General features: G+C 61.2%; 21 protein-coding genes. 9 read left to right on the top strand and 12 right to left on the bottom strand.

Translation table 11 applies throughout. The features are described 5' to 3' along the window. Positions 1 to 11: 11 nt before the first annotated feature. A complete protein-coding gene (locus ACZ9BE_RS24215; protein ID WP_122698745.1) occupies positions 12 to 914 on the top strand; it encodes a homocysteine S-methyltransferase family protein in 903 nt (300 codons plus the stop codon). Positions 915 to 1,036: 122 nt separating this feature from the next. On the opposite strand, the gene ACZ9BE_RS24210 is transcribed toward ACZ9BE_RS24215, so the two are convergent. From ACZ9BE_RS24210 to ACZ9BE_RS24200, 3 genes are read right to left on the bottom strand one after another with little or no spacing between them, the layout of a single operon-like run. After that, positions 1,037 to 1,708, bottom strand: a complete 672-nt coding sequence (locus tag ACZ9BE_RS24210; protein WP_056790955.1) for a GNAT family N-acetyltransferase — start codon at positions 1,706 to 1,708, stop codon at positions 1,037 to 1,039. 12 nt (positions 1,709 to 1,720) lie between these two features. Next, positions 1,721 to 2,167, bottom strand: coding sequence for an N-acetyltransferase family protein (locus ACZ9BE_RS24205; protein WP_476250016.1), 447 nt, complete (start codon positions 2,165 to 2,167; stop codon positions 1,721 to 1,723). Positions 2,168 to 2,177: 10 nt separating this feature from the next. After that, entirely contained in the window at positions 2,178 to 2,801 is a 624-nt protein-coding gene (locus ACZ9BE_RS24200; RefSeq protein WP_252887030.1) for an FMN-binding negative transcriptional regulator, read from the bottom strand. A gap of 93 nt (positions 2,802 to 2,894) precedes the next feature. Between ACZ9BE_RS24200 and pdxR the strand changes: the two genes are divergently transcribed. Beyond that, a complete protein-coding gene (gene pdxR / locus ACZ9BE_RS24195; protein WP_252887029.1) occupies positions 2,895 to 4,445 on the top strand; it encodes a MocR-like pyridoxine biosynthesis transcription factor PdxR in 1,551 nt (516 codons plus the stop codon). On the opposite strand, the gene ACZ9BE_RS24190 is transcribed toward pdxR, so the two are convergent. The 7 genes from ACZ9BE_RS24190 to aspA form a co-directional block, all read right to left on the bottom strand. Beyond that, positions 4,402 to 9,006, bottom strand: coding sequence for a dermonecrotic toxin domain-containing protein (locus ACZ9BE_RS24190; protein ID WP_476250015.1), 4,605 nt, complete (start codon positions 9,004 to 9,006; stop codon positions 4,402 to 4,404). The two genes, pdxR and ACZ9BE_RS24190, sit on opposite strands and share 44 nt — an antisense overlap. A gap of 141 nt (positions 9,007 to 9,147) precedes the next feature. Beyond that, a complete protein-coding gene (locus ACZ9BE_RS24185; protein WP_476250014.1) occupies positions 9,148 to 10,242 on the bottom strand; it encodes a polyamine ABC transporter substrate-binding protein in 1,095 nt (364 codons plus the stop codon). Beyond that, complete coding sequence (locus ACZ9BE_RS24180; RefSeq protein WP_460059687.1) at positions 10,239 to 11,264, bottom strand: histone deacetylase family protein; 1,026 nt, start codon at positions 11,262 to 11,264, stop codon at positions 10,239 to 10,241. Before ACZ9BE_RS24180 ends, ACZ9BE_RS24185 begins: the two co-directional genes overlap by 4 nt. A 155-nt stretch (positions 11,265 to 11,419) precedes the next feature. Continuing rightward, a complete protein-coding gene (locus ACZ9BE_RS24175; protein ID WP_256807576.1) occupies positions 11,420 to 12,415 on the bottom strand; it encodes an AraC family transcriptional regulator in 996 nt (331 codons plus the stop codon). 245 nt (positions 12,416 to 12,660) lie between these two features. Beyond that, positions 12,661 to 13,665, bottom strand: coding sequence for an asparaginase (locus ACZ9BE_RS24170; protein WP_150742871.1), 1,005 nt, complete (start codon positions 13,663 to 13,665; stop codon positions 12,661 to 12,663). Between the two features lie 171 nt (positions 13,666 to 13,836). After that, on the bottom strand, positions 13,837 to 15,285 hold the full coding sequence (locus ACZ9BE_RS24165; protein WP_016772471.1) for an alanine/glycine:cation symporter family protein: 1,449 nt from the start codon (positions 15,283 to 15,285) through the stop codon (positions 13,837 to 13,839). A 484-nt stretch (positions 15,286 to 15,769) separates the two neighbouring features. Further along, the gene (gene aspA, locus ACZ9BE_RS24160) at positions 15,770 to 17,194 is read right to left on the bottom strand and encodes an aspartate ammonia-lyase (RefSeq protein WP_016772472.1); all 1,425 of its coding nucleotides are present in this window, start codon (positions 17,192 to 17,194) and stop codon (positions 15,770 to 15,772) included. Positions 17,195 to 17,374: 180 nt separating this feature from the next. On the opposite strand from aspA, the gene ACZ9BE_RS24155 reads away from it, so the two are divergent. From ACZ9BE_RS24155 to ACZ9BE_RS24135, 5 genes are all read left to right on the top strand, one after another. Next, on the top strand, positions 17,375 to 18,283 hold the full coding sequence (locus ACZ9BE_RS24155) for a LysR substrate-binding domain-containing protein (protein WP_024014837.1): 909 nt from the start codon (positions 17,375 to 17,377) through the stop codon (positions 18,281 to 18,283). A gap of 335 nt (positions 18,284 to 18,618) precedes the next feature. Then, a complete protein-coding gene (purE, locus tag ACZ9BE_RS24150) occupies positions 18,619 to 19,110 on the top strand; it encodes a 5-(carboxyamino)imidazole ribonucleotide mutase (protein ID WP_007920220.1) in 492 nt (163 codons plus the stop codon). 10 nt (positions 19,111 to 19,120) lie between these two features. Next, complete coding sequence (locus tag ACZ9BE_RS24145; RefSeq protein ID WP_041476593.1) at positions 19,121 to 20,203, top strand: 5-(carboxyamino)imidazole ribonucleotide synthase; 1,083 nt, start codon at positions 19,121 to 19,123, stop codon at positions 20,201 to 20,203. Positions 20,204 to 20,314: 111 nt separating this feature from the next. After that, the gene (locus ACZ9BE_RS24140) at positions 20,315 to 20,560 is read left to right on the top strand and encodes a GlsB/YeaQ/YmgE family stress response membrane protein (RefSeq protein ID WP_016772475.1); all 246 of its coding nucleotides are present in this window, start codon (positions 20,315 to 20,317) and stop codon (positions 20,558 to 20,560) included. 93 nt (positions 20,561 to 20,653) lie between these two features. Continuing rightward, positions 20,654 to 21,190 (top strand): DUF3299 domain-containing protein, encoded by a 537-nt coding sequence (locus ACZ9BE_RS24135; protein ID WP_056790934.1) that lies wholly within the window; start codon positions 20,654 to 20,656, stop codon positions 21,188 to 21,190. 232 nt (positions 21,191 to 21,422) lie between these two features. On the opposite strand, the gene ACZ9BE_RS24130 is transcribed toward ACZ9BE_RS24135, so the two are convergent. Both ACZ9BE_RS24130 and ACZ9BE_RS24125 read right to left on the bottom strand, forming a co-directional pair. Next, a complete protein-coding gene (locus ACZ9BE_RS24130) occupies positions 21,423 to 22,322 on the bottom strand; it encodes a D-hexose-6-phosphate mutarotase (protein ID WP_476250013.1) in 900 nt (299 codons plus the stop codon). A 57-nt stretch (positions 22,323 to 22,379) separates the two neighbouring features. Beyond that, positions 22,380 to 22,784 (bottom strand): acyl-CoA thioesterase, encoded by a 405-nt coding sequence (locus tag ACZ9BE_RS24125; RefSeq protein WP_003229628.1) that lies wholly within the window; start codon positions 22,782 to 22,784, stop codon positions 22,380 to 22,382. A 377-nt stretch (positions 22,785 to 23,161) separates the two neighbouring features. Here ACZ9BE_RS24125 and ACZ9BE_RS24120 point away from each other — a divergent pair, with 377 nt between their 5' ends. Together ACZ9BE_RS24120 and ACZ9BE_RS24115 are read left to right on the top strand one after the other, a co-directional pair. Next, a complete protein-coding gene (locus tag ACZ9BE_RS24120; protein ID WP_016772479.1) occupies positions 23,162 to 24,460 on the top strand; it encodes an MFS transporter in 1,299 nt (432 codons plus the stop codon). Between the two features lie 234 nt (positions 24,461 to 24,694). After that, positions 24,695 to 25,693 (top strand): phosphate ABC transporter substrate-binding protein PstS, encoded by a 999-nt coding sequence (locus ACZ9BE_RS24115; protein WP_016772480.1) that lies wholly within the window; start codon positions 24,695 to 24,697, stop codon positions 25,691 to 25,693. Positions 25,694 to 25,865: the final 172 nt, after the last annotated feature.

Below are 25,865 nucleotides of genomic sequence, written 5' to 3'. Positions count from 1 at the left end.
GTGAAAAGCATATGGGCGCAGCAAGTACGGTCATTCTCGATGGCGGCATGGGCCGTGAACTGCAACGCGCCGGGGCGCCATTTCGCCAGCCCGAGTGGTCGGCACTGGCGCTGAGCGAAGCGCCGCAGGCGGTCGAGGCGGTGCATGCCGCTTACATCAACAGCGGCGCCGACGTGATCACCAGCAACAGTTACGCGGTGGTGCCATTTCACATTGGCGAGGCGCGCTTTGCGGCTGAAGGCCAGGCGCTTGCGGCACTGGCGGGGGAGTTGGCGCGGCGGGCGGTGCAGACATCCGGCAAGCCAGTGCGTGTTGCCGGTTCGTTGCCGCCGCTGTTTGGTTCGTACCGTCCGGATCTGTTCGAGGCTGGTCGCGTGACCGAACTGTTGACGCCTTTGGTTAACGGTCTGGCGCCACATGTGGACCTGTGGCTGGCAGAAACGCAAAGCTCGATCGTCGAGGCCCGCGCTATCCACGCCGGGCTGCCGAAGGACGGTAAACCGTTCTGGCTGTCATTCACGCTCAAGGATGAAGACACCGATGAAGTGCCGCGCCTGCGCTCTGGCGAGCCAGTGGCCGAAGCGGCTGCGGTGGCGGCTGAACTCGGCGTCGAAACCCTGCTGTTCAACTGCAGTCAGCCTGAAGTGATTGGCGCAGCAATCGACGCGGCGCGCGCCACCTTTGAGCGTCTCGGCGTCATGATCAATATCGGCGCGTATGCCAACGCGTTTCCTCCGCAACCGAAAGAAGCCACGGCCAACGACGGCCTCGACCCGTTGCGTGACGATCTCGATCCGCCGGGGTATCTGCACTGGGCGCTGGACTGGCAACAGCGCGGCGCCAGTCATCTGGGTGGCTGCTGCGGGATCGGCCCGGAGCACATTGCGGTGCTGGCGCAAGAACTGCGTTGTTAAGAAAGACCCCGCCCATTGTGGGAGCGAGCCTGCTCGCGAAAGCGGTCAGTCAGTCAACATCTGCGGTGACTGACACACCGCCTTCGCGAGCGGGCTCGCTCCCACAAGGGTATCCGTGAAGTTCAGCTACGGCATTCGGCCAGACCTTTGAGTTGGCCAGCAGGCGTCTGGTTTTCATCGCTCAGCCAGCGCTCGAACCCAGCACCAATCGCTGGCCATTCCGCATCCAGAATCGAATACCACGCGGTATCGCGGTTCTGCCCCTTGACCACCATGTGCTGGCGAAACACGCCTTCGAAGCTGAAGCCCAGACGCTCGGCCGCGTATTTGGAGCGGGCGTTGCCGTTGTTGCACTTCCATTCCAGGCGTCGGTAACCCAGCTCGAACGAATATTTGGCCAGCAGGTACACCGCCTCGGTGCTTTTCGGCGAGCGCTGCATTGGCGCACCGAAAGTGACGTGGCCGATTTCGATGCGGCCCTGCGCCGGGACGATCGACATCAGGCTGAGGATGCCTTGCACCTGACCAGTCGCACGGTCGATGATGCTGAAGAAATACGGGTCGCTGTTGGCTGCATGATTGTTCAGCCAGTCGTTGAACGCGCTGCGCTCGGGAAACGGACCGTAAGGCAAGTAATCCCAAAGCTTCGGATCGGCACCCGGCCCTTCGAGGGCGGCGTAAAGCTCATCGCCATGACGCGCCGGGTCGAGTTTTTCCAGACGAATGAAACGGCCCTCGAGCAGGGTGGCGGAGGGGGCGGGGACGCCTTTCCAGTCAGCGAGTGAAGCAGTCATGTGCGCGTCTCCTTAAAGGGCTTTACGAAACTGGATGAAGCCCGGACGTTCGGCAATGCGCTCGTAGAGCTGGATCGCCGTGGCGTTGGTTTCATGGGTCAGCCAGTGGACTTTGCAGCAACCATCGGCCTTGGCGGTAGCGTAGACATGCTCGATCAACAGCCGACCGACACCGGTGCCACGGGCTTCCGGCACCACCAGCAGATCCTGCAAATAGCAGGAATTTTCGATGCTCCAGTTCGAGCGATGATAGATGTAATGCACCATGCCCAATGCTTTGCCATCGGCCCACGCGAGGGCGGCGTGGGTCGGTTCATTCGGGTCGAGAAAGCGCTGCCAGGTGCTCTGGGTGACGGCGTCCGGCAGTTCGGTGTTGTAGAAGCGCAGGTACGCCTGCCACAGCGGCAGCCAAGCGGCGTGGTCATTGGAGCTGACCGGGCGAATGTCGATCTGGGTCATGGGTAGATCCTTAGCGCATCAGGCTGGCAAGGGTTTGATCGTTGGCGTCGGGGCTGGCGGCGAGGCCTTCGCGCACGCCGGCAATGTCTTCAGCGCTGCGGTTCTGGCTGAGCTTGCGTTTGCCTTCGAGGCGGTCAATGGGAATGGCAAACCCGACGATGGCCTTGAGCATGCCGTCGATGTATTCGGCTGGCGCATCGTCCACCGACCACGGCTGCGCGCGGCCCGCTTCATGACGGTCGGTCAGAGTGCTGACAATATCGAGCAGGCGCCCGCCATCGCTGAAAGTCTCGGCATGACCGTAGGCGTGCACGGCGATGTAGTTCCAGGTCGGCACGACTTTGCCGTGCTCGGCTTTGCTCGGATACAAGCTTGGGCTGACGTAGGCGTCCGGGCCGGCGAAGATCAGCATCGCCTCGGCACCGTCACGCAGGTCCTTCCACTGCGGATTGGCTTTGGCCAGATGGCCGTAGAGCGTGCCGTATTCGCCCTGTTCGCGATGCAGCAGCACCGGCACGTGGCTGGCTTGCAGGCCGCTTTCGCCGTGGCTGACCAGAATGGCCAGGCGCGTGGCAAGAATCAGTTCGTGCAGTTGGGACAAGTCTTCGATGGCAAAGGCGCGTGGCGTGTACATGGACAGATTTTCCTTGGCGAATGCCTGCATCCTAGGCAGGCTATTGGTCCGTTGTAAGAGCCATTGCCGAGCCATTTCATAGGTCCATTCGCCATGCCCGATCTGCCACCCTTGTCGATGCCCTTCAACCCGGCCGGTATCGAGCTTGATCGCCGTCAAGGCCTGAGTCGCCAGCTCTATCAGTCTTTGCGCCTGCGGGTGCTTGATGGACGTCTGGCCAGTGGCACGCGATTGCCGGCCAGCCGTGACCTGGCCTCGGCGCTGGGCATTTCCCGTAACAGCGTGGTGCGCGCCTACGATCAGTTGTATGCCGAGGGCTTTATCGAAGGGCGCGTCGGCGACGGTACTTACGTGGCGCAATTGGCTCAGACAGCCACGTCGAAGAAAAAACTATCCACAAATTCATCCACAGGCTTGTCAACAGGCTTACCCACAGCCTTATCCACAAATTGGCTGGATTTACCTGTGAATTCATCCAGCAAAGTTATCCACAGTGGTGGCTTTTCTCGCATTGAAAAGCACCATTTACCTCGACCACCGAGCGGTCCGCCGCGCGCTTTTCGGGTGGGTGTGCCTGCATTTGATCTGTTCCCGTTCGAGGTCTGGGCCAAGCTGAACGCGGCTTTCTGGCGTAAACCGGATCTACAGCAGCTGTGTTACGGCGACCCGGCCGGTGACGCGCGGCTGCGCGGCATGATTGCTGCGTATTTGCGCAGCTCGCGCGGCATGCAGTGCACGGCTGAGCAAATTGTGATCACCAGTGGCGCACAGCAGGGCATCAGCCTTTGTGCACAGTTACTGGTCGAGCCGGGGGACGGTGTGGCGATCGAGAATCCGGGCTATCGCGCCGCCGGGCATGCCTTCGCTGTGGCGGGGGCGAAATTGCATGGGGTGGCGGTAGATAGCGACGGTATCGATTGCAGCGCCATGGCCCGGCTCAGCGATTGTCGGGTGGCTTATGTCACGCCGTCTCATCAGTACCCGACCGGAGTGGTGATGAGTCTGGCCCGGCGTCTGGAATTGCTCGCCTGGGCCGAGCGTGTCGGCGGCTGGATCGTCGAGGATGATTACGACGGCGAGTACCGCTACACCGGCGCACCGCTGGCGCCGTTGGCCGCACTTGATCGTCAGGGGCGTGTGCTCTACGTCGGCACCTTCGGCAAGGTCGCTTTTCCGGCGTTGCGCCTTGGTTATCTGGTGCTGCCGCCAGCGCTGGTCGACGCGTTTGCGCAACGCCGCGCCGTCGATGTGCGGCATTCGGAGGTCAGCACCCAAGCGGTGATGGCCGAATTCATGGCTGCCGGGCATTTCCAGCGACATATCCGTCGCATGCGCCGGGCTGCGCTGAGCCGGCGCAACTGCCTGCTCGAAGGCTGGCCGACGGTCGCCGGTGTCGGTCAGTTGCCGGCCGTGTCGGCCGGGCTGCACCTGACCGTCGCCGTGGACAGCATCGCGCGCGAGCAGCAATTGATCGCTCAGGCCGCTGATGTCGATGTCGAAATCAACGGCCTGAGCAGCTACTGGTTACCCGACTCGACTACGCCCATGGATCAGCGCGCCGGCCTGGTGCTGGGTTTTGCCGCCGTACCAGAGCCTGCGATCAAAGCGGCGCTGTCGCGTCTGCGGCAGGCTTGGAGAGATTGAAGAACAGCGTTTCGGCGCTGCGAGTGGAAATTTCGCTGCGATGGATTTCTATCAGCCTCTGATTATCCACACCCGTTATTTCGGCGACGCCCCCCATGCGGTGCTGAGCGAGCGTTTTCATATGTCCACGCACAAATGCACCAACGGGCGCGTCGACGCTGCTGTAATGGAAATGCGCATAGCAGAGGACCTTGTCGGTATGCGCATCACGAATCTGATATTCGTCGAGAAAATCGTTCTGATGGCGCCTCAGACGCCGTCGGGTCAGGGTTTTCGAGATGTTCACTTCGCCCTTGTCCTTGAGCCACTCGACCCCGGCAGCTGTTGGCAGTTGTTGCTTGACCAGGCGGATTCGCGTGCTGGTGCCTTTTTGCTCCAGTGTCGTAGCCGCAGCGTCGAGCTTGTGGTTGAGCTCTTCGGACGGTTCATGCAGAGCAGCGGTGAGGTTACTCGCCGTTAACGCTTCATCGATCGCCGCACAGGCTTTGCGCAATAGGGTGGCGTGGTTGTGGTATTCCTCTTCGACCTCCACTGGAATGCGCGAGCCGCGTTTGAGACGCGCCTCGATGCGCCGATGAAACGCCGCCAGCCCGTCGATCAATGCCTGCCCTTCGCTGATGCTCTTGTTGAGGTTGGGCCTGGCTTTAGGCAACGGTGCAGGCCGTGCACTCTGCTCGACCCAGATACCTGGCGATTCCTCCTTGAATGTCGCGATCACTCTGGTCAGCGCCGTACCGACTTCGACCAGATCGGTGTTCTTGCCGTCGAGGCTTTTTTTCCGCTGGCCGACCAGGGTGCCCTTGTTGCGTGTCTTGATGATCTGCCGATTCGAAGCTGACGTTGAGGGTCTCGACGGACCGGCTTGCGGCACCAGTAAGTGCCGGTAGCGCAACAGGTCGGCGAGTCGGTTGTCGGCGCTATCCTTGAATGCGGCCACGCGCGCCTGCAATTGCCTGAGGCGTTCCGTGTGTATGTGTTCGGAATATTCACTCGCCAGGTCATCGAAACGCTTGTCCACGGAAGCGAACTGTTCGCTCACCTGACTCAGGGCGTCGATGCGTATGCGCAGATCACTGAGGCTTTCATCGGCGCTCAGGTCCCGCGAACTCTGAACGTTCAGCGCAGCATCTTCGAACAGACTGGCCAGCGCTTGTTGCGCCTCGACATGAGCGGTGGAATCGCCGGGCTTGATGCAGGTGTAATGGCCTAGACTGATCTGCAGAGTCTTCAGATCATCCAGCGGGTAGGGCGCCAGGCTGATGTTGTATTTCTGCTTTATCTCCAGGCCATCAGGTCCCAGCCTGGTCAGTTCATCCAGGCAGGCTTCAGCCGACTCCATTTTCTCGATAATGGTTTGAGTGGCATCGTTCAACTGTTCGAACGCAGAGGTGACCGCCTGCGATTCGCCGCGCAGTTCGTCGTCCAGTATCGCCTGCACCCTCAGTACGCGTTGCTGGTAATCCGAAGCGTTATTACTGAGCCACTCCTGCCCCAGAAACAACTGCATGTCCAACCGCTCCGGCATGACCGTGCGGTAGTTGGGAATCGATTGCTTGCAGTTGAGTGTCTTGATCAGCTGAATGTTCGCGGCATATTCGTTGTGCTGTGAATCGAGCGTGGCGAGGTACTGCGCAAGCGCTTGTTCGCGTGCCTGCGCAGGGGCATCGCGCAGGCTGTTGCGTTCGGTATCGAGAAGGCTGCCTTTGCTCTCCATCGTCAAATCGAACGCGGTGATCTGCTCGGACAATACGGCCACCTCTTGGTTTTTTTTGCCTTGCGCCACCTTGCGACCGTCCTCCAGCCCGCCTCCGCGCAGGCGCAAACGCAGATCTATCACCCATTGGCCATTGGCGGTATAGGCAAGCCTGGGCCCGGCTGGTCGGGTGGGCTGACGCGTATCGACGATGTGCACATCGCCATGCACGTTGCGCGCGACTTCGAACCAGCGCTCACCGACCCGGGCGTACCATTTGTCTGCCTGGGCGTAGAGGTCTCGGTACGCGCCTTCCCGGGTGGCTGCGCCAAGGGCTTTGGGCTTGCCGACCTCGAACCCGTCCAATAGCGTGGCGAGTGCCGTCGGGGATCGTTTCAGCGCCGTGATGCTGTCGATCGATGTGCCATGGAATTGGGTTAACTGCGGGCCGGTGATATCGGGCTGGCGCAGCGCTTTGACGATTCTGGCGGCAGGTCTGGTCGTCGCTGGGTCCTCTTCGAGCTCCGTGGCCACGGGTGTCGATGGCGCATCGCCCACCGCCGCACGGTGGGCGAGCACCATGCCCAGCGCCAGGAGAATATCGGCGATGGCCGTCCAGGCGATCTTCCCCGATTGCTCGTTGGCGCCGTCGGTGATTTCCTGCAGATCATCCATGATCTGCCAGATCCACGCCGCTGTGCCTACGCTGCGGCCCAGGAACGGCAGCGCGGCATTGAGCATCACCCAGCCGCCCTGTTTCAGCGAGGCCCAGCGTGCTTCGGCATCGGAGACCGACTGCCGGTCGGCTTGAGTGACAAGCGCCTTGACGTTGCGTTCGTGCAGGGTTGCGAGGACATCGCTGGCGATCACCTGAGTGCCCAGCGCGACCGCGCCTGACATATCCAGCGCAGTGGTCGGATTGATCATCAGTTGCGGGATCGTCCACACCGACGGCAGCCTGGCGGTGAAGACGAACTGGCTGTAATTGAAGCGCACATCGTCCGGCAACCAGGCCAGTACCGAGTCACGCAAATGTCGCGAATGCTGGATCGCAAAAAGCAGATTCGCGGGCCCCGGATATTGCAGCAGAGTCTTGTCGAACAGCGGTCGATACAGCACGCACGGTCCTTTGTCGGCATCGCGCGGGCCTATGACATACATGTTGTCGACAGTGTCTGCGGTGGAGCGGCTGCGATGAGCGACGAAGGCCAAAGGGCGAATGACGATTTCCTCGCCATCGACGTAGCGTTCCGCGCCAGTCGTGGCGAATGCGGCGACCACGTATCGATAACCCGATTCATCGAGGCCGGCTCTACCCCGGATCTTGTGCTGCAACGCCAGCAATGGCAGCTCAATGCGCAACTGACTGGTGTAGAGCCCTTGCAACAGCGGCGCTTGCACGGGGTCGTCTAGCAGCATGGCCTTGAGATGCGCCGGGTAGGTCTTGCCGATGTCGACCGTGCTGACCAGTTTTTCCAGAAAAGTCGCGCTCATCCACTCGGGTACCGGGCTGCCATCCTTGTACCGCACAGTCTTGTTGCCCAACGGCAGGCCTGCGAGGTTTTGCAGGGCAAGCTCGGTCAGCGTCCATGTCTGAGCCTGAGTATTTCCCGGCAATACAAACGTGCCCCAGACCACGAGACTGGTGATGGTGATTTCGATGTTGTCGATGTTCACGTCTTTGGCGCCGGGCTGCTCCTTGAGAATCTGTTTGATCAGCGCTGCACGAGTGAACGCCTGCAGGCTGGTGATTTCGCTTTGAAAGGATTTGCCGTTGTTCTCGTGCTGCAGCGTTGTCAGATCCAGCAGGTGCCGGCTGTAACGCGTCTGATCCATGGGCAGTGCGTCGTTCAGCCAGTCCGGAAGCATCGGCTGCAAACGCTCGAAGTGCGCTTCGAGGCGCGGTGTCGGTTGAGCCGGTTTGCCGGCCGTGCCGGTATGCGGATAGACGCGTTTACCAGGGGAATCCTGAAAAAAACTGATTTCGCCCAAGGCATCCGCTTCCATGGAAATCAGCGTGCACGCCTGCTGGTCGAAGAAATTGCCCTGGGGTTCGACCAGCCGCCACTTGAGATCTTCGCCCGAGGCGCTTGCGCCATATATCCGCAGCAGAGCCTCGCCGAGCTCCTCCAGTGAATCGAAACGCTGAAAGCCCTGGGTGACCGCGTGGGTGAGAATCAACTTGCGGTCTGCGATTGTGCCGATCACTACTGCGGCATCGACCAGGGTCAAGTGCGATGACTTGTCGGAGCTACCGCGATCGAGGTCAATCAGATATGCCTTTGCCGAGTACGGGGCGGGGGCCAGGCGTTGTTGCGGGTCGGGCTGTTTGAAAATCGCCCGGGCCATGGCGATCTCGTCAGCGTCCCAGCCGACGCTGGCATCGACGTTCCACAGGTTGCGCAGTGCCTCGGACAACTGCTGCCAGCGCGGTTGCCCGGGGTAGGTGAACTCGTCCCAGTATTCGACGTGCTGCTCCTTGTAGGCGATGAACAGCAGTGGCGCCAGTTCGTTGAGCAACAGGCCGATGGCATCGATCTTTACCGGCAGATGCGCGGGTGCGGGCATGCCGGGTTGCAGGGTCAGATAATGCTCGCCATCAAGGTACGTCACCGTGGTGCCGGACAGGCCGAGCCGCACCAGGGCGTTGGTCAGCGATCCAGCCTGATACCCGTCGGGTACGACTCGACCATCCACAATGGCCCAGGTGGGTTGCACGACCATCGCCAGACGCGGGTCTATGTCGAGATTCGGATACAGCGTCTTGAGGGCATCGCGCAGCGTTTTTGAAGCGACTTCCTGCAGTGAGGGGCCAGTAACCAGCTGAGTCACGATATCGACGGCACTGGCTTTGGGAATGGCGGTCATGGTGGTTTCCTGCTCTGTCGGGACGCCGCAAGGGCGGCGGAGCAGGGCAAGTTAAAAGGCGCAACAGCGACCCGTGCGGTAGATAAAGCTGCCAGGCAAAAAAAGACCCGCCTCGGCGGGTCTTCGGCAAACGAGCCGGTTTCAGGTCCCGGATTTGATTTTCGTCCAGGCCCGCGTTCGTGCGCGTTCGGCATCCCGAGGCAGCGGCTGCAAGGTGTAGAGCGTACTCATTGCCGCATCGGTCGGGTACAGGTTCGGGTTGTTGCGAATGGCCGGATCGACCAGGCCGGTGGCATCCTTGTTCGGGTTCGGATACCCGACAAAGTCGCTGACCGGGGCAATCACCGCAGGTTGCAGCAGATAGTTGATGAAGGTGTAGGCGTCCTCGGTGTTCTTCGCGCCCTTGGGAATCGCGAGCATGTCGAACCAGATCGGCGCACCTTCCTTCGGCAGACGCATATCGACCACCACGCCGTTTTTCGCTTCCTTGGCGCGGTTGGCCGCTTGCGAGAAGCTGCCGGAATAACCGACGGCCACGCAGATGTCGCCGTTGGCGATGTCGGCCATGTACTTGGACGAATGGAAGTAGGTCACGTAAGGACGAATCTTCATCAGCAGCGCTTCGGCCTTGGCGTAATCCGCCGGCTTCTTGCTGTTGGGGTCCAGGCCCAGGTGTTGCAGAGCCAGCGGCAGAATCTCCGACGGTGAGTCGAGCAGGGCGACGCCGCACTGCTTGAGCTTGCTGAGGTTCTCTTCCTTGAAGATCAGGTCCCAACTGTCCACGGGCGCGTCGTCGCCCAGCGCTGCCTTGATCTTGGCCGGGTTGAAACCAATCAGGATGGTGCCGTACATGTATGGCACGGCGAACTTGTTCCCCGGGTCATTGGCTTCGATCAGCTTCATCAGCTTCGGATCGAGATGATTCCAGTTCGGCAACTTGCTGCGATCAAGCGGCTGGAACACTCCGGCCTCGATCTGCTTGGCGAGGAACACGTTGGACGGCACCACCACGTCATAGCCGGAGTTGCCGGTGAGCAGCTTGGCCTCGAGCGCTTCGTTGGTGTCGAAGATGTCGTAGATCAGTTTGGTCTGGCTGTTCTGTGCCTTGAAGTCGTCCAGCGCCTTGGGCGTGATGTAGTCGAACCAGTTATAGACGCGCAGCGTGCGTTCTTCGGCGTGGGCGCCAGCGCTTAGCAGGGCCGCGCACAGCGCCGAGGCGATCAGTCGCTTGTTCATTGTTCAAAACCTTCCAGCACGTTCACTGCGTTGATGCCGATCTCCTCCACCGCGTAGCCACCTTCCATGACGAACAGGGTCGGCTTGCCGAGGGCGGCGATGCGCTTGCCCATGGCCAGGTAATCCGGGCTGTCGAGTTTGAACTGCGAGATCGGATCGTCCTTGAACGTATCGACGCCGAGGGAGACGACAACGATGTCCGCTCCGTAGCGATCAATCTCGTCGCAGGCCTGATCCAGCGCTGCACTCCAGACATCCCAGCCGGAGCCGGCCGGCAGCGGATAGTTGAAATTGAACCCTTCACCGGCGCCTTCGCCACGCTCGTCGCCATAGCCGAGGAAGAACGGAAACTCCGCTTCCGGGTGCCCGTGGATCGAAGTGAACAGGACGTCGCTGCGTTCATAGAAAATCGACTGAGTGCCGTTGCCGTGGTGGTAGTCGACGTCAAGGATCGCGACTTTCTTGTGGCCCTGATCGAGAAAGGCCTGAGCGGCGATGGCGGCGTTGTTGAGGTAGCAATAACCGCCCATCAAGTCGCTGGCGGCGTGATGTCCCGGCGGACGGCACAGCGCGAAGGCCGCGCGTGCGCCACGCTGGATTTCAGCCTGCGCGGTAAGCGCCACTTGCGCCGCGCTGTAGGCCGCTTGCCAAGTGCCGGCGGTAATCGGCGCGCCGCCGTCGAAGCTGTAATAACCGAGCTGGCCATGCAGGCTGGTCGGCTTGATCGCACGCAGCGTGCGCGCCGGCCAGGTGTAGGGCAGCAAGTCGCCGTCGGTGTTGAACTCGGTCCAGCGTTGCCATGCACCTTTGAAAAATTCCAGATAGTCACGGCTGTGAATGCGCGCGATCGGCTCCAGGCCGAAATCCTTCGGCGCTTCGACCGCCCCGAGGTTTTGCTTCTGCACGCGTTGCAGTACGTGGTCGGCACGCGACGGCATTTCGAAGCACGGCTTGAGCTGGCCATCGATGAGTTCGCAGCGGCCATGGTGCAAGTGGTGATCGTCTGAGTAGATCGTCAGCATTTGTTGTTCTCCGCAAGGCTGATTCGGTGGCTTTCAGTGTTGCGGCGCAGTTTGAATCGGAGAACGTCGGGAGCGGCCAAAAGGGGATCGATATGGCCAAAACCTCTGACCGCAATTCGCCCCTTGTTCATGCAGGCTCATGCCTGAAGTAGACATCAATGCGGTCTGAACTGACTCGGCGCCACGCCACTCCAGCGCACAAATGCATGACGGAAACTCGCGGTCTCGCTGAAGCCCAGCGTCTCGGCGATCCGATAGATTGGTAACTGGTCCTCACACAGCATCTGCTTGGCCCGTTCGAAGCGCAGTTCATCGAGCAGTTCCTGATAGCTGCTGCCCATGTCTTTCAAATGCCGGCGCAGGGTGCGCGGTGAGCACTTCATTTGCTGCGCGAGCCCCTCGAGCCCCGGCGCGGCATTCAATTGTGCGCTGAGCAACTGACGAATCCGCCCCAGCCAGGCCTGACGTCCAGTGAACTCAAGATTCTGCTTGCGGCAACGTTCGGCCATGGCCTGATGAGTGATCGCGTCGGCCAGCGGCAGCGGCTGATCGAGCCAATGGCGGTCGAAGGCGAAGGCGTTGTCCTTGGCCGAGAAGTGCAGTGGCGAGTTAAAGGGTTCGGCGTAGCTGTCGCGGTAGTCCGGCGCTGCATGTTCGAAGCGCGTGGCGCGCAGCGGCAGGGAATGGCCGAGCAAGTCGTCGCAGATGACTTTCAGGGACACCAGACAGAATTCGGCGTTGAACACCGCCATCGCCGCGCTTTCACGGTAATCAGCAGCGACGAACCAGACCTGCTCGCCATCGTCTTCCAGGCTCAGTTCGAACAACGTGCCCAACAGCGCCGGATAACGGATAGCCAGACGCAAAGCGTCACCGAAGGTGGCACAGGTCAGCAGGGCGTAACCGAGCATGCCGTAACAGGACACGTGCATGCGTCGACCCAACTCAAGGCCAATGTCACGTTTGAGCGCGACCGCGTTGGTGCAGACCTGCATCTCTTGATGGGTGGTGATGCGCGTATCGGCACGCTGCAGATCCGCTGCCACGATGCCGCTGCCGGCCAGTAACGCCTCGCTCGACAGGCCTTCGGCCTTGAACGTGTTGAGGATCAGCGAGACCGCGTTGAGGGTGGTGAGGTGGGAGTGGAGCATGGGATCTTCCAGCCTGGAGGTGGCTGGGACCCAGCAAGTTGCATGCCGCAGGCCCTCACCCCAGCCCTCTCCCAGAGGGAGAGGGGGCCGAACGGGGGATATTGCAGAAATAAACCGACGTGAGACACCGCCGCCGAATCCATAATCGACACTGTTTATAAGGTCGGTGTATAGCGCAAGACACTACGGTCAGTTCCCTCTCCCTCTGGGAGAGGGTTAGGGTGAGGGGCAATCCAGCGCCGTGCTCAGATCAACTCACCACACAAATCCAGTTCGATCAATCGGCGCACTTCAGCCGTTTCCAGCCCGGCCCCCAGCAAGCCATGCAACTTGCCGAACGCCGCCTCGCGGGTCATGCCGCCACCGGACAACACGCCAACACCCCGCAAGCGGCTGCCAGCCTCGTAGACATCCAGCTCGACCCCGCCTTCATGGCATTGCGTCACTGCCACCACCACCACGCCGTTATCCCGTGCACGGCCAAGGCTGGCGAGGAACTCGGGGTTATCGCTCGGCCCGGTCCCGCTGCCGTAGCATTCCAGCACCAGACCTTGAATGCCGCTGTCGAGCAGGCCGTCGAGGACTTCGGCACTGATGCCGGGAAACAGCGGCAACACCGCGACTTTCGCCAGTTGCTTCGGCTGGTTGTAGTTCAGCGCGCCTGGAATCGAAGGCGCCTTCACACCACCGCCCTGACGCTCCAGGCGTTTGAACGGATGGCGGCCGAAGCTGCGCACTTTCGCGCAGCGGGTCGGTGCCAGCAGTTCGCCGTGGAAGTACAGGTGCACGCCTGGCGCCAGGCCCTGGCCGAGGGCGACCAGCGCGCCGCCGAGGTTTTCCCAGGCATCACTGTCGGTCACGCCCGCCGGCAGCATCGAACCGGTGAAACACACGCGGGCATGCAGGCCGAGCAACTGAAAACTCATCGCCGCCGCGCTGTAGGCCAGGGTGTCGGTGCCGTGCAGGATCAGCACGCTGTCGCAACCTTGCACATCCACGGCATCGACCACCGCTTCGCGCAGTTGCTGCCAGTAGGCCGGGGTCATGTTGGCGCTGTCGATCAGCGGCGACATTTCCCGAAATTGCCACTGCGGCACTACCAGCTCAGGCTGACTGTGCAGGTAGTCGCGCATCCGCGCTTCGAAACCGGACGCCGGGGCCAGACCGTTGGCGCTGGCCTGCATGCCGATGGTGCCACCGGTGTAGAGCACCATGACGTGTTGAGCGGCGGGATAGGTCGACGAGCTCATAGGATTCTCCGAAACGATGAGGGCCCTGTGGGAGCGAGCCTGCTCGCGAAAGCGGCGTGTCATTCAACAATGATGTTGGCTGAAAGTCCGCCATCGCGAGCAGGCTCACTCCTACAGGTTATTGCATCACAATAACTGACGGGCGCAGGGGATGCGCCCGTCATTCACCTGTCAGCGTTGCGCTGCAGGTACGCCTTGCGGCGCAGTTTCAGTCTGGCCCGCCGCTGCTGGCGGGTTCACCGGCCAGGCGTTGCGATCCAGATCCAGATCGGCGAATTTGCTCGAATCAAACACTGGCTGTTTGACGCCGGCGCGACGCTGCTCGTCGTAGTCGCGCATCACCCGCAGGCCGACCTTGAACAGCATGGCCAGGGCCACGAGGTTGACGAAGGCCAGACAGGTCATGGTGATGTCGGCGAAGGCGAACACCGTCGTCAGGTCCTGCATCGAACCCCATACCACCAGCGCCAGCACAAGGCCGCGGAACAGCATCAGCAGGGCGCGGTTGCGGCTGAGGAACTGCAAGCTGTTCTCGCCCAGGTAGTAGTTGTAGAGGATGCAGGTGAAGACGAACAGCGACAGCGCGACGCTGACGAACATGCGACCCCAGTCACCGACCACGGCGGCCAGCGAGTTCTGGGTAAGGACGATGCCGTCACCTTCGAAACCCGGGGTGTAGAAGCCCGACAGCAGGATCAGCAGCGCGGTGCAGGTGCAGATCACGAAGGTGTCGAGGAACACGCTGAAAGCCTGGACCACGCCCTGCGCGCCCGGGTGCTTGACGGCGGCCACGGCGGCAACGTTCGGCGCACTGCCCAGGCCCGCTTCGTTGGCGAACACGCCACGCTTCACGCCCATGACAATGGCGCTGCCGAGCAGGCCGGCAAAGGCCGGGTCGAGGCCGAAGGCGCTCTTGAAGATGGTTTCCAGCATGGCCGGCACGTGTTCGATCTGGGTGCCGATCACGTACAGGGTCACGCCGATGTAGGCCAGGGTCTTGATCGGTACCAGCAGGTCGGACACCGAAGCGATGCGCTTGATCCCGCCGATAAAGGTGATGGCCAGCAGCACCGCCAGGACGATACCGGTGTGTTGCGGGTTGAAGTCAAAGGCGTTCTGCAGCGAGTGGGTCACAGTGTAGGACTGCAGGCCGATGAAGGCGAAACCGTAGGTGACCAGCAGCAGAACGGAGAACACTATCGCCATGCCTTTGAGCTTGAGCCCGTGCTGGATGTAGTAGGCCGGACCGCCACGGTACAGGCCGTCGCCATCCGCGCGCTTGTAGACCTGGGCCAGGGTGCACTCGAAGAAGCTGCTGGACATGCCGACCAGTGCGGTCACCCACATCCAGAACACCGCACCCGGACCACCGAGAGTCACGGCGATGCCGACACCGGCGATGTTGCCTGCACCGACGCGGCCGGCGAGGCTGAGCATCAAGGCCTGGAACGAGCTGAGTTGCCCGGCGCTGCCTTTGAGGCTGTCGCGGAACACCGCGAACATGTGGAAGAAATGACGCAGTTGAACGAAACGCGAGCGAATCGTGAAGTAACTACCGAGCCCGACAATGAGCACGATCAGTACTTTCCCTGAGAGGAAGTCGTTGATGACTTCGAGCATGGATTTATCCTCGCTGTTTTTTGTGGGTGCAAATGCTGGATCGGAGAAACATCGTGTTACACCGGTCTGCGCGCGGCACGACGGGTGAGGCGAAGGTTTCGTCCCGGATCCATATCGCGGGTTTTGTTATTAGTTCGGGTTTCGCATGGGTTATGGCCTCGTTACCGACGACCGCTCACGCGAAGAGGGGCGGCACTATACCGATCAGTGGCGCGCCCGTCTGCACGGTAGTGGTGCAAGCGACGAAACGAGGTTGCTGCAAATCAAAAGATCGCAGCCTTCGGCAGCTCCTACAGGTGCACGTCAATCCTGTAGGAGCTGCCGAAGGCTGCGATCTTGGCGGTATCGAATACACAAAGCATCTAACGTCCTGCCCGCAAAGAAGTTAAAAAAAAGGGCTCGGGGACAAAATCCCCAAGCCCTCAAAAGGTGAGAGGTGTCTAGTCCCTCGACCTGGTGAGCGGTGCTACAAGTTCGCGTCGGCTCAGGCTTTGAGCGGAACCAGACGCGGGGCAATCATGTTTTCCGGGCGCAGGATGTCGGCGAGCATGGCTTCGTCGAGCAGACCTTCTTCGCGCACCAGTTCCAGCACGCCCCGGCCGCTTTCAAGGGCGATACGGGCGATGCGGGTGGCGTTTTTGTAGCCGATGTACGGGTTCAGTGCGGTGACCAGACCGATCGAGTGCTCGACCAGTTCACGGCAGCGCGCTTCGTTGGCGGTGATGCCGACGATGCAGTGCTCGCGCAGCATGTCCATGGCACGTTGCAGCAGGCGGATCGAGTCAAGGATCTTGAAGGCGATCAGCGGCTCCATCACGTTCAGTTGCAGCTGGCCGCCTTCGGCTGCCATGGTCAGCGCCAGATCGTTACCGATGACCTGGAACGCGACTTGGTTCACGGCTTCCGGGATCACCGGGTTGACCTTGCCGGGCATGATCGAGCTGCCTGGCTGACGCGCTGGCAGGTTGATTTCATTGATGCCGGTGCGTGGGCCGCTGGACAGCAGACGCAGGTCGTTGCAGATCTTCGACAGCTTGACCGCGGTGCGCTTGAGCATGCCGGAAAACAGCACGAAGGCGCCCATGTCGGAGGTCGCTTCGATCAGGTCGGCGGCCGGTACCAGCGGTTGGCCGCTGATCAATGCCAGGCGTTGAACAGCCAGTGCCTGATAACGCGGGTCGGCGTTGATGCCGGTGCCGATCGCGGTGCCGCCCAGGTTGACTTCGGTCAGCAGTTCCGGGGCCAGCGTCTTCAGGCGCGCGAGGTCTTCGCCCATAGTGGTGGCGAAGGCGCGGAATTCCTGGCCGAGGGTCATCGGCACGGCGTCTTGCAGCTGGGTACGGCCCATTTTCAGGACGTGGTCGAACTCTTTGCCCTTGGCCGCGAAGGCCTGAATCAGGCTGTCGAGACTGGCCAGCAGCGCGTCGTGACCCAGCAGCAGACCCAGGCGGATCGCCGTCGGGTAGGCGTCGTTGGTCGACTGCGCCATGTTCACGTCGTCGTTCGGGTGCAGGTACTGGTACTCGCCTTTCTCGTGGCCCATCGCTTCCAGAGCAATGTTGGCGATCACTTCGTTGGCGTTCATGTTGGTGGAGGTGCCGGCGCCACCTTGAATCATGTCGACCACGAACTCTTCGTGGTAATCGCCGCGGATCAATCGCGCACAGGCTTCGCTGATGGCAGCGTGCTTGGCTTCGCTCAGGTGACCCAGCTCGCGGTTGGCGTCAGCGGCGGCCTGTTTGACCATCGCCAGGCCCACAACCAGTTTCGGGTAATGCGAAATCGGAACGCCCGAGAGGCGGAAGTTATTCACCGCTCGCAGGGTCTGGATGCCGTAATACGCATGGGCCGGTACTTCGAGGGCGCCAAGCAGGTCGGTTTCTGTGCGGAAAGATGCAGCGGAGGACATGATAGAAATCATCTCGATAAGGACCCGGTCTGTGCCGGAACGCTGCGAATGCTAGGCTTGTGGGGATTTTTGGGCCAATGCTGTTCAGCACTGCCCTATGCACATTCGGCATAATGCCCGTGTGACGCCGCCTGTGCGGCAGACGTGTGACCTGTTTTGGTGCGTGTCCGGGAGGACGTGATGAATCTGGAAAGCAAATGGCTTGAGGACTTCAGTGCCCTGGCCGCCACCCGCAGCTTCTCGCAGGCGGCCGAACGGCGCTTCGTGACCCAGCCGGCATTCAGTCGGCGGATCCGCAGCCTCGAAGCGGCGCTGGGGCTGACTCTGGTCAATCGCTCGCGCACGCCGGTCGAACTGACGGCGGCGGGGCAGTTGTTTCTGGTGACTGCGCGCACCGTGGTCGAACAACTCGGTGAAGTGCTGCGCCACCTGCATCATCTGGAAGGCGGGCAGGGCGAGGTCATGCAAGTCGCAGCGGCGCACTCGCTGGCGCTAGGCTTTTTCCCGCGCTGGATCGCCCAGTTGCGCAACGAAGGGCTGAACATCGCCACACGGCTGGTGGCGACCAACGTTGGCGACGCCGTGCACGCTTTGCGTGAAGGTGGCTGCGATCTGATGCTGGCGTTCTACGACCCGGATTCGGCGATGCAGATGGACCCGGAGATTTTCCCGTCGCTGCATTTGGGCCAGACCGAGATGCTGCCGGTGTGCGCGGCAGATCTGGATGGCAAACCATTGTTCGATCTGGAAGGCGAGGCGAGTGTGCCGTTGCTGGCTTACAGCGCCGGGGCGTTTCTCGGTCGTTCGGTGAACGGCTTGCTGCGCCAGCGCCAGTTGCGCTTCACCACGATCTACGAAACCGCGATGGCCGACAGCCTGAAAAGCATGGCCCTGGAAGGCCTCGGCATTGCCTGGGTGCCGCAACTGAGCGTACGCGCCGAACTGGCCCGCGGTGAACTGGTGGTGTGCGGCGGCCCGCAATGGCATGTGCCGCTGGAGATCCGCCTGTACCGCTGCGCCCTGGTGCGCAAGGCCAACGTGCGGTTGCTTTGGCGAAAACTAGAAGGTGGCGCCGCACAAAGCGCTTGAAGCTGATGAAGATCGAATGTGGGAGCGAGCCTGCTCGCGAATGCGGAGTTTCAGGCGCTGAGGTATCGTCTGACGCAACGCTTTCGCGAGCAGGCTCGCTCCCACAGGGGGATTTTTGCGGTGTTCTTTCGCTGACCTCTAGGTCAATAAAACCGGGCGTTTCGCTCATTTGACAGATGGTCGTTTCGGGGGCTGTTTATTGCTTTCTTTGCGGTATACTGCGCGGCCTTCGGCCGGCACGTCCGGCCATTTTTCGTACAATCAAGCCACGCAACCTGCGTGGCTTGTTGTTTTATGACGCGCCTGCGGGCGCTCCAGAGAGAAGAGGCGCGACGATGAGTGCACTGGTTGGCGTGATCATGGGCTCCAAGTCCGATTGGTCCACCCTTAGCCACACCGCCGATATGCTGGAAAAGCTCGGCATCCCGTACGAGGTCAAGGTGGTCTCTGCCCACCGCACCCCGGATCTGCTGTTCCAGTACGCCGAAGAGGCTGAAAGCCGCGGCATTGAGGTGATCATCGCCGGTGCCGGTGGCGCAGCCCACTTGCCAGGCATGTGTGCGGCCAAGACCCACCTGCCGGTGCTGGGCGTGCCGGTGCAGTCGGCCATGCTCTCGGGCGTCGATTCGCTGCTGTCGATCGTGCAGATGCCAGCTGGCATTCCGGTTGCCACCCTGGCCATCGGCAAGGCTGGCGCAATCAACGCCGCACTGCTCTCGGCGAGCATCCTCGGCGCCAAGCACCCGCAGTTCCACGCGGTACTGAAAACCTTCCGTGCCGAGCAGACAGACAGCGTCCTGGACAATCCAGACCCACGTATTGCCTGAGGTTGTTGAGATGAAGATCGGTGTAATCGGTGGCGGCCAGTTGGGTCGCATGTTGGCCCTGGCGGGCACTCCGCTGGGCATGAACTTCGCTTTTCTCGACCCTGCGCCGGACGCCTGTGCGGCCGCGCTGGGCGAACACCTGCGGGCCGATTACGGCGATCAGGATCATCTGCGCCAACTGGCCGATGAAGTCGATCTGGTGACCTTCGAATTCGAAAGCGTCCCGGCCGAAACCGTGGCGTTTCTTTCGCAATTCGTGCCGGTCTACCCGAGCGCCGAAGCCCTGCGCATTGCTCGTGACCGCTGGTTCGAAAAGAGCATGTTCAAAGACCTCGGCATTCCGACCCCGGCCTTCGCCGACATCCAGTCGCAAGCCGACCTGGATGCCGCCGTCGCTTCCATCGGTCTGCCGGCCGTGCTGAAAACCCGCACCCTGGGTTATGACGGCAAGGGCCAGAAAGTCCTGCGCAAACCGGAAGACGTGGCGGGTACTTTCGCCGAACTGGGCAGCGTTGCCTGCCTGCTGGAAGGCTTCGTGCCATTCACCGGCGAAGTGTCGCTGATCGCCGTGCGTGCCCGCGATGGTGAAACGAAGTTCTATCCGCTGGTGCACAACACCCACGACAGCGGCATTCTCAAGCTGTCGGTGGCCAGCACCGATCACCCGTTGCAGGCGCTGGCGGAAGATTATTCCAGTCGTGTGCTCAAACACCTAGACTACGTCGGCGTGATGGCTTTTGAGTTTTTCGAAGTCGACGGTGGCCTCAAAGCCAACGAAATCGCCCCGCGCGTGCACAACTCCGGGCACTGGACCACCGAAGGTGCCGAGTGCAGCCAGTTCGAAAACCACCTGCGCGCCGTGGCTGGCCTGCCGCTGGGTTCGACCGCCAAGGTCGGCGAGAGCGCGATGCTCAACTTCATCGGCGTAGTGCCGCCGGTGGAGAAAGTCATCGCCATCGAGGACTGCCACCTGCATCACTACGGCAAAGCTTTCAAGGCCGGACGCAAGGTCGGCCACGCCAACCTGCGCTGCGCCGACATGGCCACGCTGCAAGCGCAGATCATCAAGGTCGAAGCGCTGATCGCCGAGTAAACCAGTTTCATGTGGCCGCGGCGGAACCATTCAGGGGCCGCCGTTCTCTCATGGCAGGATGCGAAACACTGGCTAGTCTTTCGCATATCTTCCAAATCAGAGGGAAATGCCATGGGAATTATCGGAACCATCTTTATCGGCTTGATCGTCGGCCTGCTGGCTCGGTTCCTGAAACCGGGCGATGACAGCATGGGCTGGATCATGACCATCCTGCTCGGTATCGGCGGTTCGCTGGCGGCCACCTACGGCGGCCAGGCTCTGGGCATCTATCAGGCGGGCGAGGGCGCTGGTTTCCTCGGCGCACTGGTCGGCGCTGTGGTGTTGCTGGTGATCTACGGTCTGATCAAAAAGAACTGATCGAAAGCGACCAAGCCCTCTCGGCCAGCGCGGCCGGGAGGGCTAGAATGCGCGGTGACTCACCGTCCATTCCTTTGCCTGCCGAGCACCTTCATGCGCCGTCTTCTGTTGACTCTCCTCTTGCTGGGCAGCTATCTCGCCCACGCCGGCGAACTGCCGGAAACCGACTGGCTGGAACTGATGCCCAAGTCGGATCAAAAGGCCCTCGAGGCCATGCCGGAAATCGACCACAACTCCCCCGAAGCCACCGGCACCTTCACCGAGAAGGGCGGGATGAAGCAGGCCAAAGGTCTGCCAGCGGTGATGTATTCGACGAAAACCGTGGCGTCAATGAACGACAAGCACATCCGCATCGGTGGTTACCCGGTGCCGCTGGAGTCGGATGCCAAGGGCCGCAGCACGCTGTTCTTCCTCGTGCCCTATCCGGGCGCCTGCATCCACGTACCGCCACCACCACCGAATCAACTGGTGCTGGTGCGTTACCCGAAAGGCTTGAAGCTGGAGGACATCTACACACCGCTGTGGGTGACCGGCACGCTTAAAATCGAAAAGGTCAGTAATGACCTGGCGGATGCGGCGTATGCGCTGGAGGCGGAGAAGGTGCGGGTGGTGCAGGAGGCTGACCTCTAAAGCGCGCCGCACATAAATTTGGGAGCGAGCCTTTGTGGTGAGGGGATTTATCTGTGGTGAAGGGATTTATCTGTGGTGAAGGGATTTATCTGTGGCGAGGGGATTTATCCCCGCTGGGTCGCGCAGCGGCCCCCGCTTTTTTTTAAATCAAAAGCTGGGGCCTGCTGCGCAGTCCAGCGGGGATAAATCCCCTCGCCACGGGGCTCTTTGCCCTTTTGTATTGCGCTAGAGCTTAGAGCGGCGTAGCGGCGACGCTAACACCCATCGTATGGCGCGCACCCGGCGCCAGGGTCACCAGATCATCCATCACATTCGCCGTTTCGATGCACAGCATGCGTTGCCAGCCATCGTTGTCCATGTCCGGCAGTGCGGCGGCGCGGTCGATCCATGGGTTCCAGATCACCGCCGTGCGCGAGCCGGTGGAGATCAGCACGATGCGTCGTTCCCAGGTCGGATCAACGATGCTCAATTGCGGCGGAACGTCGAGGTAGATGCGGTCGGTCTCGCCGGCGAAATGCAGATCGCCGCTCTGGCTGGCCGTGTTCCAGTCATCCAGGGTCTCGATATAATTCAGCCCGGCCACGCCGTCGACATGCACATTACGCACGTCACTCACGGCGAAATAGGTGTGCAGCGCCTGACTCAGCGTGACGGTGTCAGTACCACGGTTATGACTGGTCAGGCTGTAATGCAGTTGATCCGCCAGATGCAGGGTCAGGGTCAGATCGACCTCGTGGGGCCAGCCCGGCAAACCTCCTTCGGGGTAGGGCAGCTTGAACTCGACCTTGATGCCGTCAGCCTCTGATTCGATGTTGCCCAATTCCCAGTCCATCGCCCGCACCAGACCGTGCGCGGGGGCCGGTTGCGCGCCGGTGTACATGGCCTGCACGCTGCTCGGGTTGCGTTCGAATTTGCCGAACCACGGCCAGCACACCGGCACGCCGGCGCGGATGCTCTTGCCGGTCTTGAACTCGGCCTTGTCGTTGAGCCAGATGATCGGCGGCTGGCCGTCGATCTGATAACTGAGGATGTGCGCGCCTTGCTGGGCCACCAGCACTTCGGCCTTGCCGTGGCGGATGCGCCAGCAGTTCAGTTCATCCTGTTTCACGGCTTCCACGTTGGGCGTGTTCATGGGCAACTCTCGATCAGACACTGGGGACGACTATCGACCGCAAAACGGTCGCGAGGTTTAACGCGCGCGTGGCGGCACCGAACGGGTGCGACCGCTGCCGTCGATGGCGACGAAAACGAAAACCGCTTCGGTGACCTTGCGCCATTCGCTGGAGAGTGGGTCATCGCTCCACACTTCGACCATCATCTGGATCGAGCTGCGTCCGATTTCCAGGGTCTGGGTATAAAAGGACAACTGCGCGCCGACCGCGACCGGGACGAGGAACGCCATGCGGTCGATGGCGACAGTGGCAACGCGGCCACCGGCCACCCGGCTGGCCATGGCGGTGCCGGCCAGATCCATCTGCGCGACCAGCCAGCCGCCGAAAATATCGCCAAAGCCGTTGGTTTCGCGGGGAAGTGCGGTGATTTGCAGGGCCAGGTCGCCCTGTGGGATCGGATCTTCTTGTTCGAGCTCTATCATGCCGAGGGGCCTCTGACCCATGACTCTTCGTGGGTATTGCGAGTGGTAGCCGTCTTCAAGAAAAACGATTCAACACCGAACACACTGCGTTCGTCACGTTTTCCATCAGGCGCCTAAAGGGAAACTCTGCGAAAAAGGCTAAATCCCGAGCAAAGGACGGGCCAACAACGTTTTCGCACAGCAACCTCTTACAAATCCTGCGCAGGTGACAAGTATATCGGTCGATAGACCCCGCGACGACCACCCGGTTCTGATTTCGACCGTCAATTACGCGCCTCTATGTGCTTTTTCGAACAATTTGCTATGGTGCCGAACCTGTCCAAGCCACCGCCAGCGTTGTTGTGGCGACAGATTCGACTATAAGAGAAGCCCTTGCCATGACCACAGCGCCTTCGAGCCTCGCGCAGCCCGAGCAACCCGCACGACCGTTGACCCGCAATGACTACAAGACTCTGTCGCTGTCCGCCCTTGGCGGGGCGCTGGAGTTCTACGATTTCATCATCTTCGTCTTCTTCGCCACCGTCGTCGGCAAGCTGTTCTTCCCGGCCGACATGCCCGAGTGGCTGCGGTTGATGCAGACCTTCGGCATCTTCGCCGCCGGCTATCTGGCGCGTCCTTTGGGCGGCATCGTCATGGCGCACTTCGGTGACCTGCTGGGGCGCAAGAAGATGTTCACCCTGAGCATTTTCATGATGGCCGTGCCGACGCTGATCATGGGGCTGCTGCCGACCTACGCGCAGATCGGCATCTGGGCACCGATCCTGTTGCTGCTGATGCGGGTGATCCAGGGCGCCGCTATTGGCGGTGAGGTGCCGGGAGCGTGGGTCTTCGTTTCCGAACACGTACCGCAAAAGCACATCGGTTATGCCTGCGGCACGCTCACCAGTGGCCTGACTGCCGGCATCCTCCTCGGCTCGCTGGTCGCCACGGCAATCAACAGCATTTATACGCCAGCCGAAGTGTCGGATTACGCCTGGCGGATCCCGTTCCTGCTCGGCGGCGTGTTCGGCCTGTTCTCGGTGTACCTGCGCCGCTGGCTGCACGAGACACCGGTGTTCGCCGAACTGCAATTGCGCAAGGCACTGGCCGAAGAAGTGCCGTTGCGCGCGGTGCTGCGTGACCATCGCGGCGCCATCGCGATTTCGATGCTGCTGACCTGGCTGCTCTCGGCTGGCGTCGTCGTGGTGATCCTGATGACCCCGACCGTGCTGCAAACGGTCTACCACTTCTCGCCGACCACGGCGCTGCAAGCCAACAGCCTGGCCATCGTCTTCCTCAGCCTCGGCTGCATTGGCGCTGGCGCGCTGGCCGATCGCTTCGGCGCCGGTCGCGTTTTCGTCTTTGGCTGCCTCGGTCTGCTGATCAGCTCCTGGACCTTCTACCACAGCCTCGCCGACCACCCGGACTGGTTGTTCCCGCTGTACGCATTGACCGGTTTGCTGGTCGGCACCATCGGCGCGGTGCCGTACGTGATGGTCAAGGCGTTCCCGCCGGTGGTTCGCTTCAGTGGCCTGTCGTTCTCGTACAACGTCGCGTACGCGATCTTCGGTGGCCTGACGCCAATGGTGGTGAGCCTGCTGCTGAAGGAAAGCGCGATGGGGCCTGCCTACTATGTGGCAGTGCTGTGCGGGATGGGAATTCTGGTAGGCGCCTGGCTCTGGAAGAAGGGGCGCTAAAGCCCAGGATCTACTCCACCAATACCGGCCACTTCGCGAGCAGGCTCGCTCCCACAGTTGGAATGCATTTCAATTGTGGGAGCGAGCCTGCTCGCGAATGGGGACGCCACAAATCATCCAGCAAAACCCGATGCTGGCCTTTCATCCAATTGTCATATTTCAGCCATAGAGTGTTCACATGGCCTGCTGATACTTGGCCCCGACTTAACACACCCTATCTGCTAGGAGTAAGGCATGAAACTGAAGCGTTTGATGGCGGCAATGACTTTTGTCGCTGCTGGCGTTGCGACTGCCAACGCGTTCGCCGCTGTTGACCCTGCTATCCCGAGCTACACCAAGACCACTGGTGTGTCGGGCAACCTGTCCAGCGTCGGTTCCGATACCCTGGCAAACCTCATGACCCTGTGGGCCGAGAACTACAAAAAAGAATACCCGAACGTCAACATCCAGATTCAGGCTGCCGGTTCTTCCACCGCGCCACCTGCACTCACCGAAGGCACCGCTAACCTGGGCCCGATGAGCCGCAAGATGAAGGACAACGAGCTGCAGGCTTTCGAGCAGAAGTACGGCTACAAGCCGACGGCGATCCCGGTTGCCGTGGATGCCCTGGCCGTGTTCGTGCACAAGGACAACCCGATCAAGCACCTGACCATGGCTCAGGTCGATGCGATCTTCTCCTCGACGCGCCTGTGCGGTGCCAAAGCTGACGTCAAGACCTGGGGTGACCTGGGCGTGACCGGTGACCTGGCCAACAAGCCGGTCCAGCTGTTCGGCCGTAACTCGGTGTCCGGCACCTACGGCTACTTCAAGGAAGAAGCCCTGTGCAAAGGTGACTACAAGCCAAACGTCAACGAACAACCAGGTTCGGCGTCGGTGGTGCAGTCGATCAGCAGCTCGCTTAACGGCGTCGGCTACTCGGGCATCGGCTACAAGACCGCCAGCGTGAAAACCGTAGCCCTGGCCAAGAAAGAAGGCGGCGAGTTCATCGAAGACACCGAAGAAAACGCCCTGAACGGCAAGTATCCGCTGTCGCGCTTCCTCTACGTTTACGTCAACAAAGCCCCGAACAAGCCTCTGGCCCCGCTGGAAGCCGAGTTCGTGAAGCTGGTGCTGTCGAAGCAGGGCCAGGAAGTGGTAGTGAAAGACGGCTACATCCCGCTGCCAGCCAAGGTTGCTGCCAAAGCACTGGCTGACCTCGGTCTGCAAGAAGGCGGCGCTGTCGCCAAGAAGTAACACCGCAGATCCGGGGCAACCCCCCGGACCTGCTGGAACCGTGTAGGAGCTGACGAGTGAAACGAGGCTGCGATCTTTTGATCTGGCCTCTGATCGCAAGATCAAAAGATCGCAGCCTCGGTTCCCTCGACAGCTCCTGCACAGGTTTCACAACCTCGAATTCTCGACTCCG

The sequence above is a fragment of the Pseudomonas sp. TE9122 genome, assembly GCF_056278925.1.
This window is presented reverse-complemented; position numbering and strand designations above follow the sequence as displayed.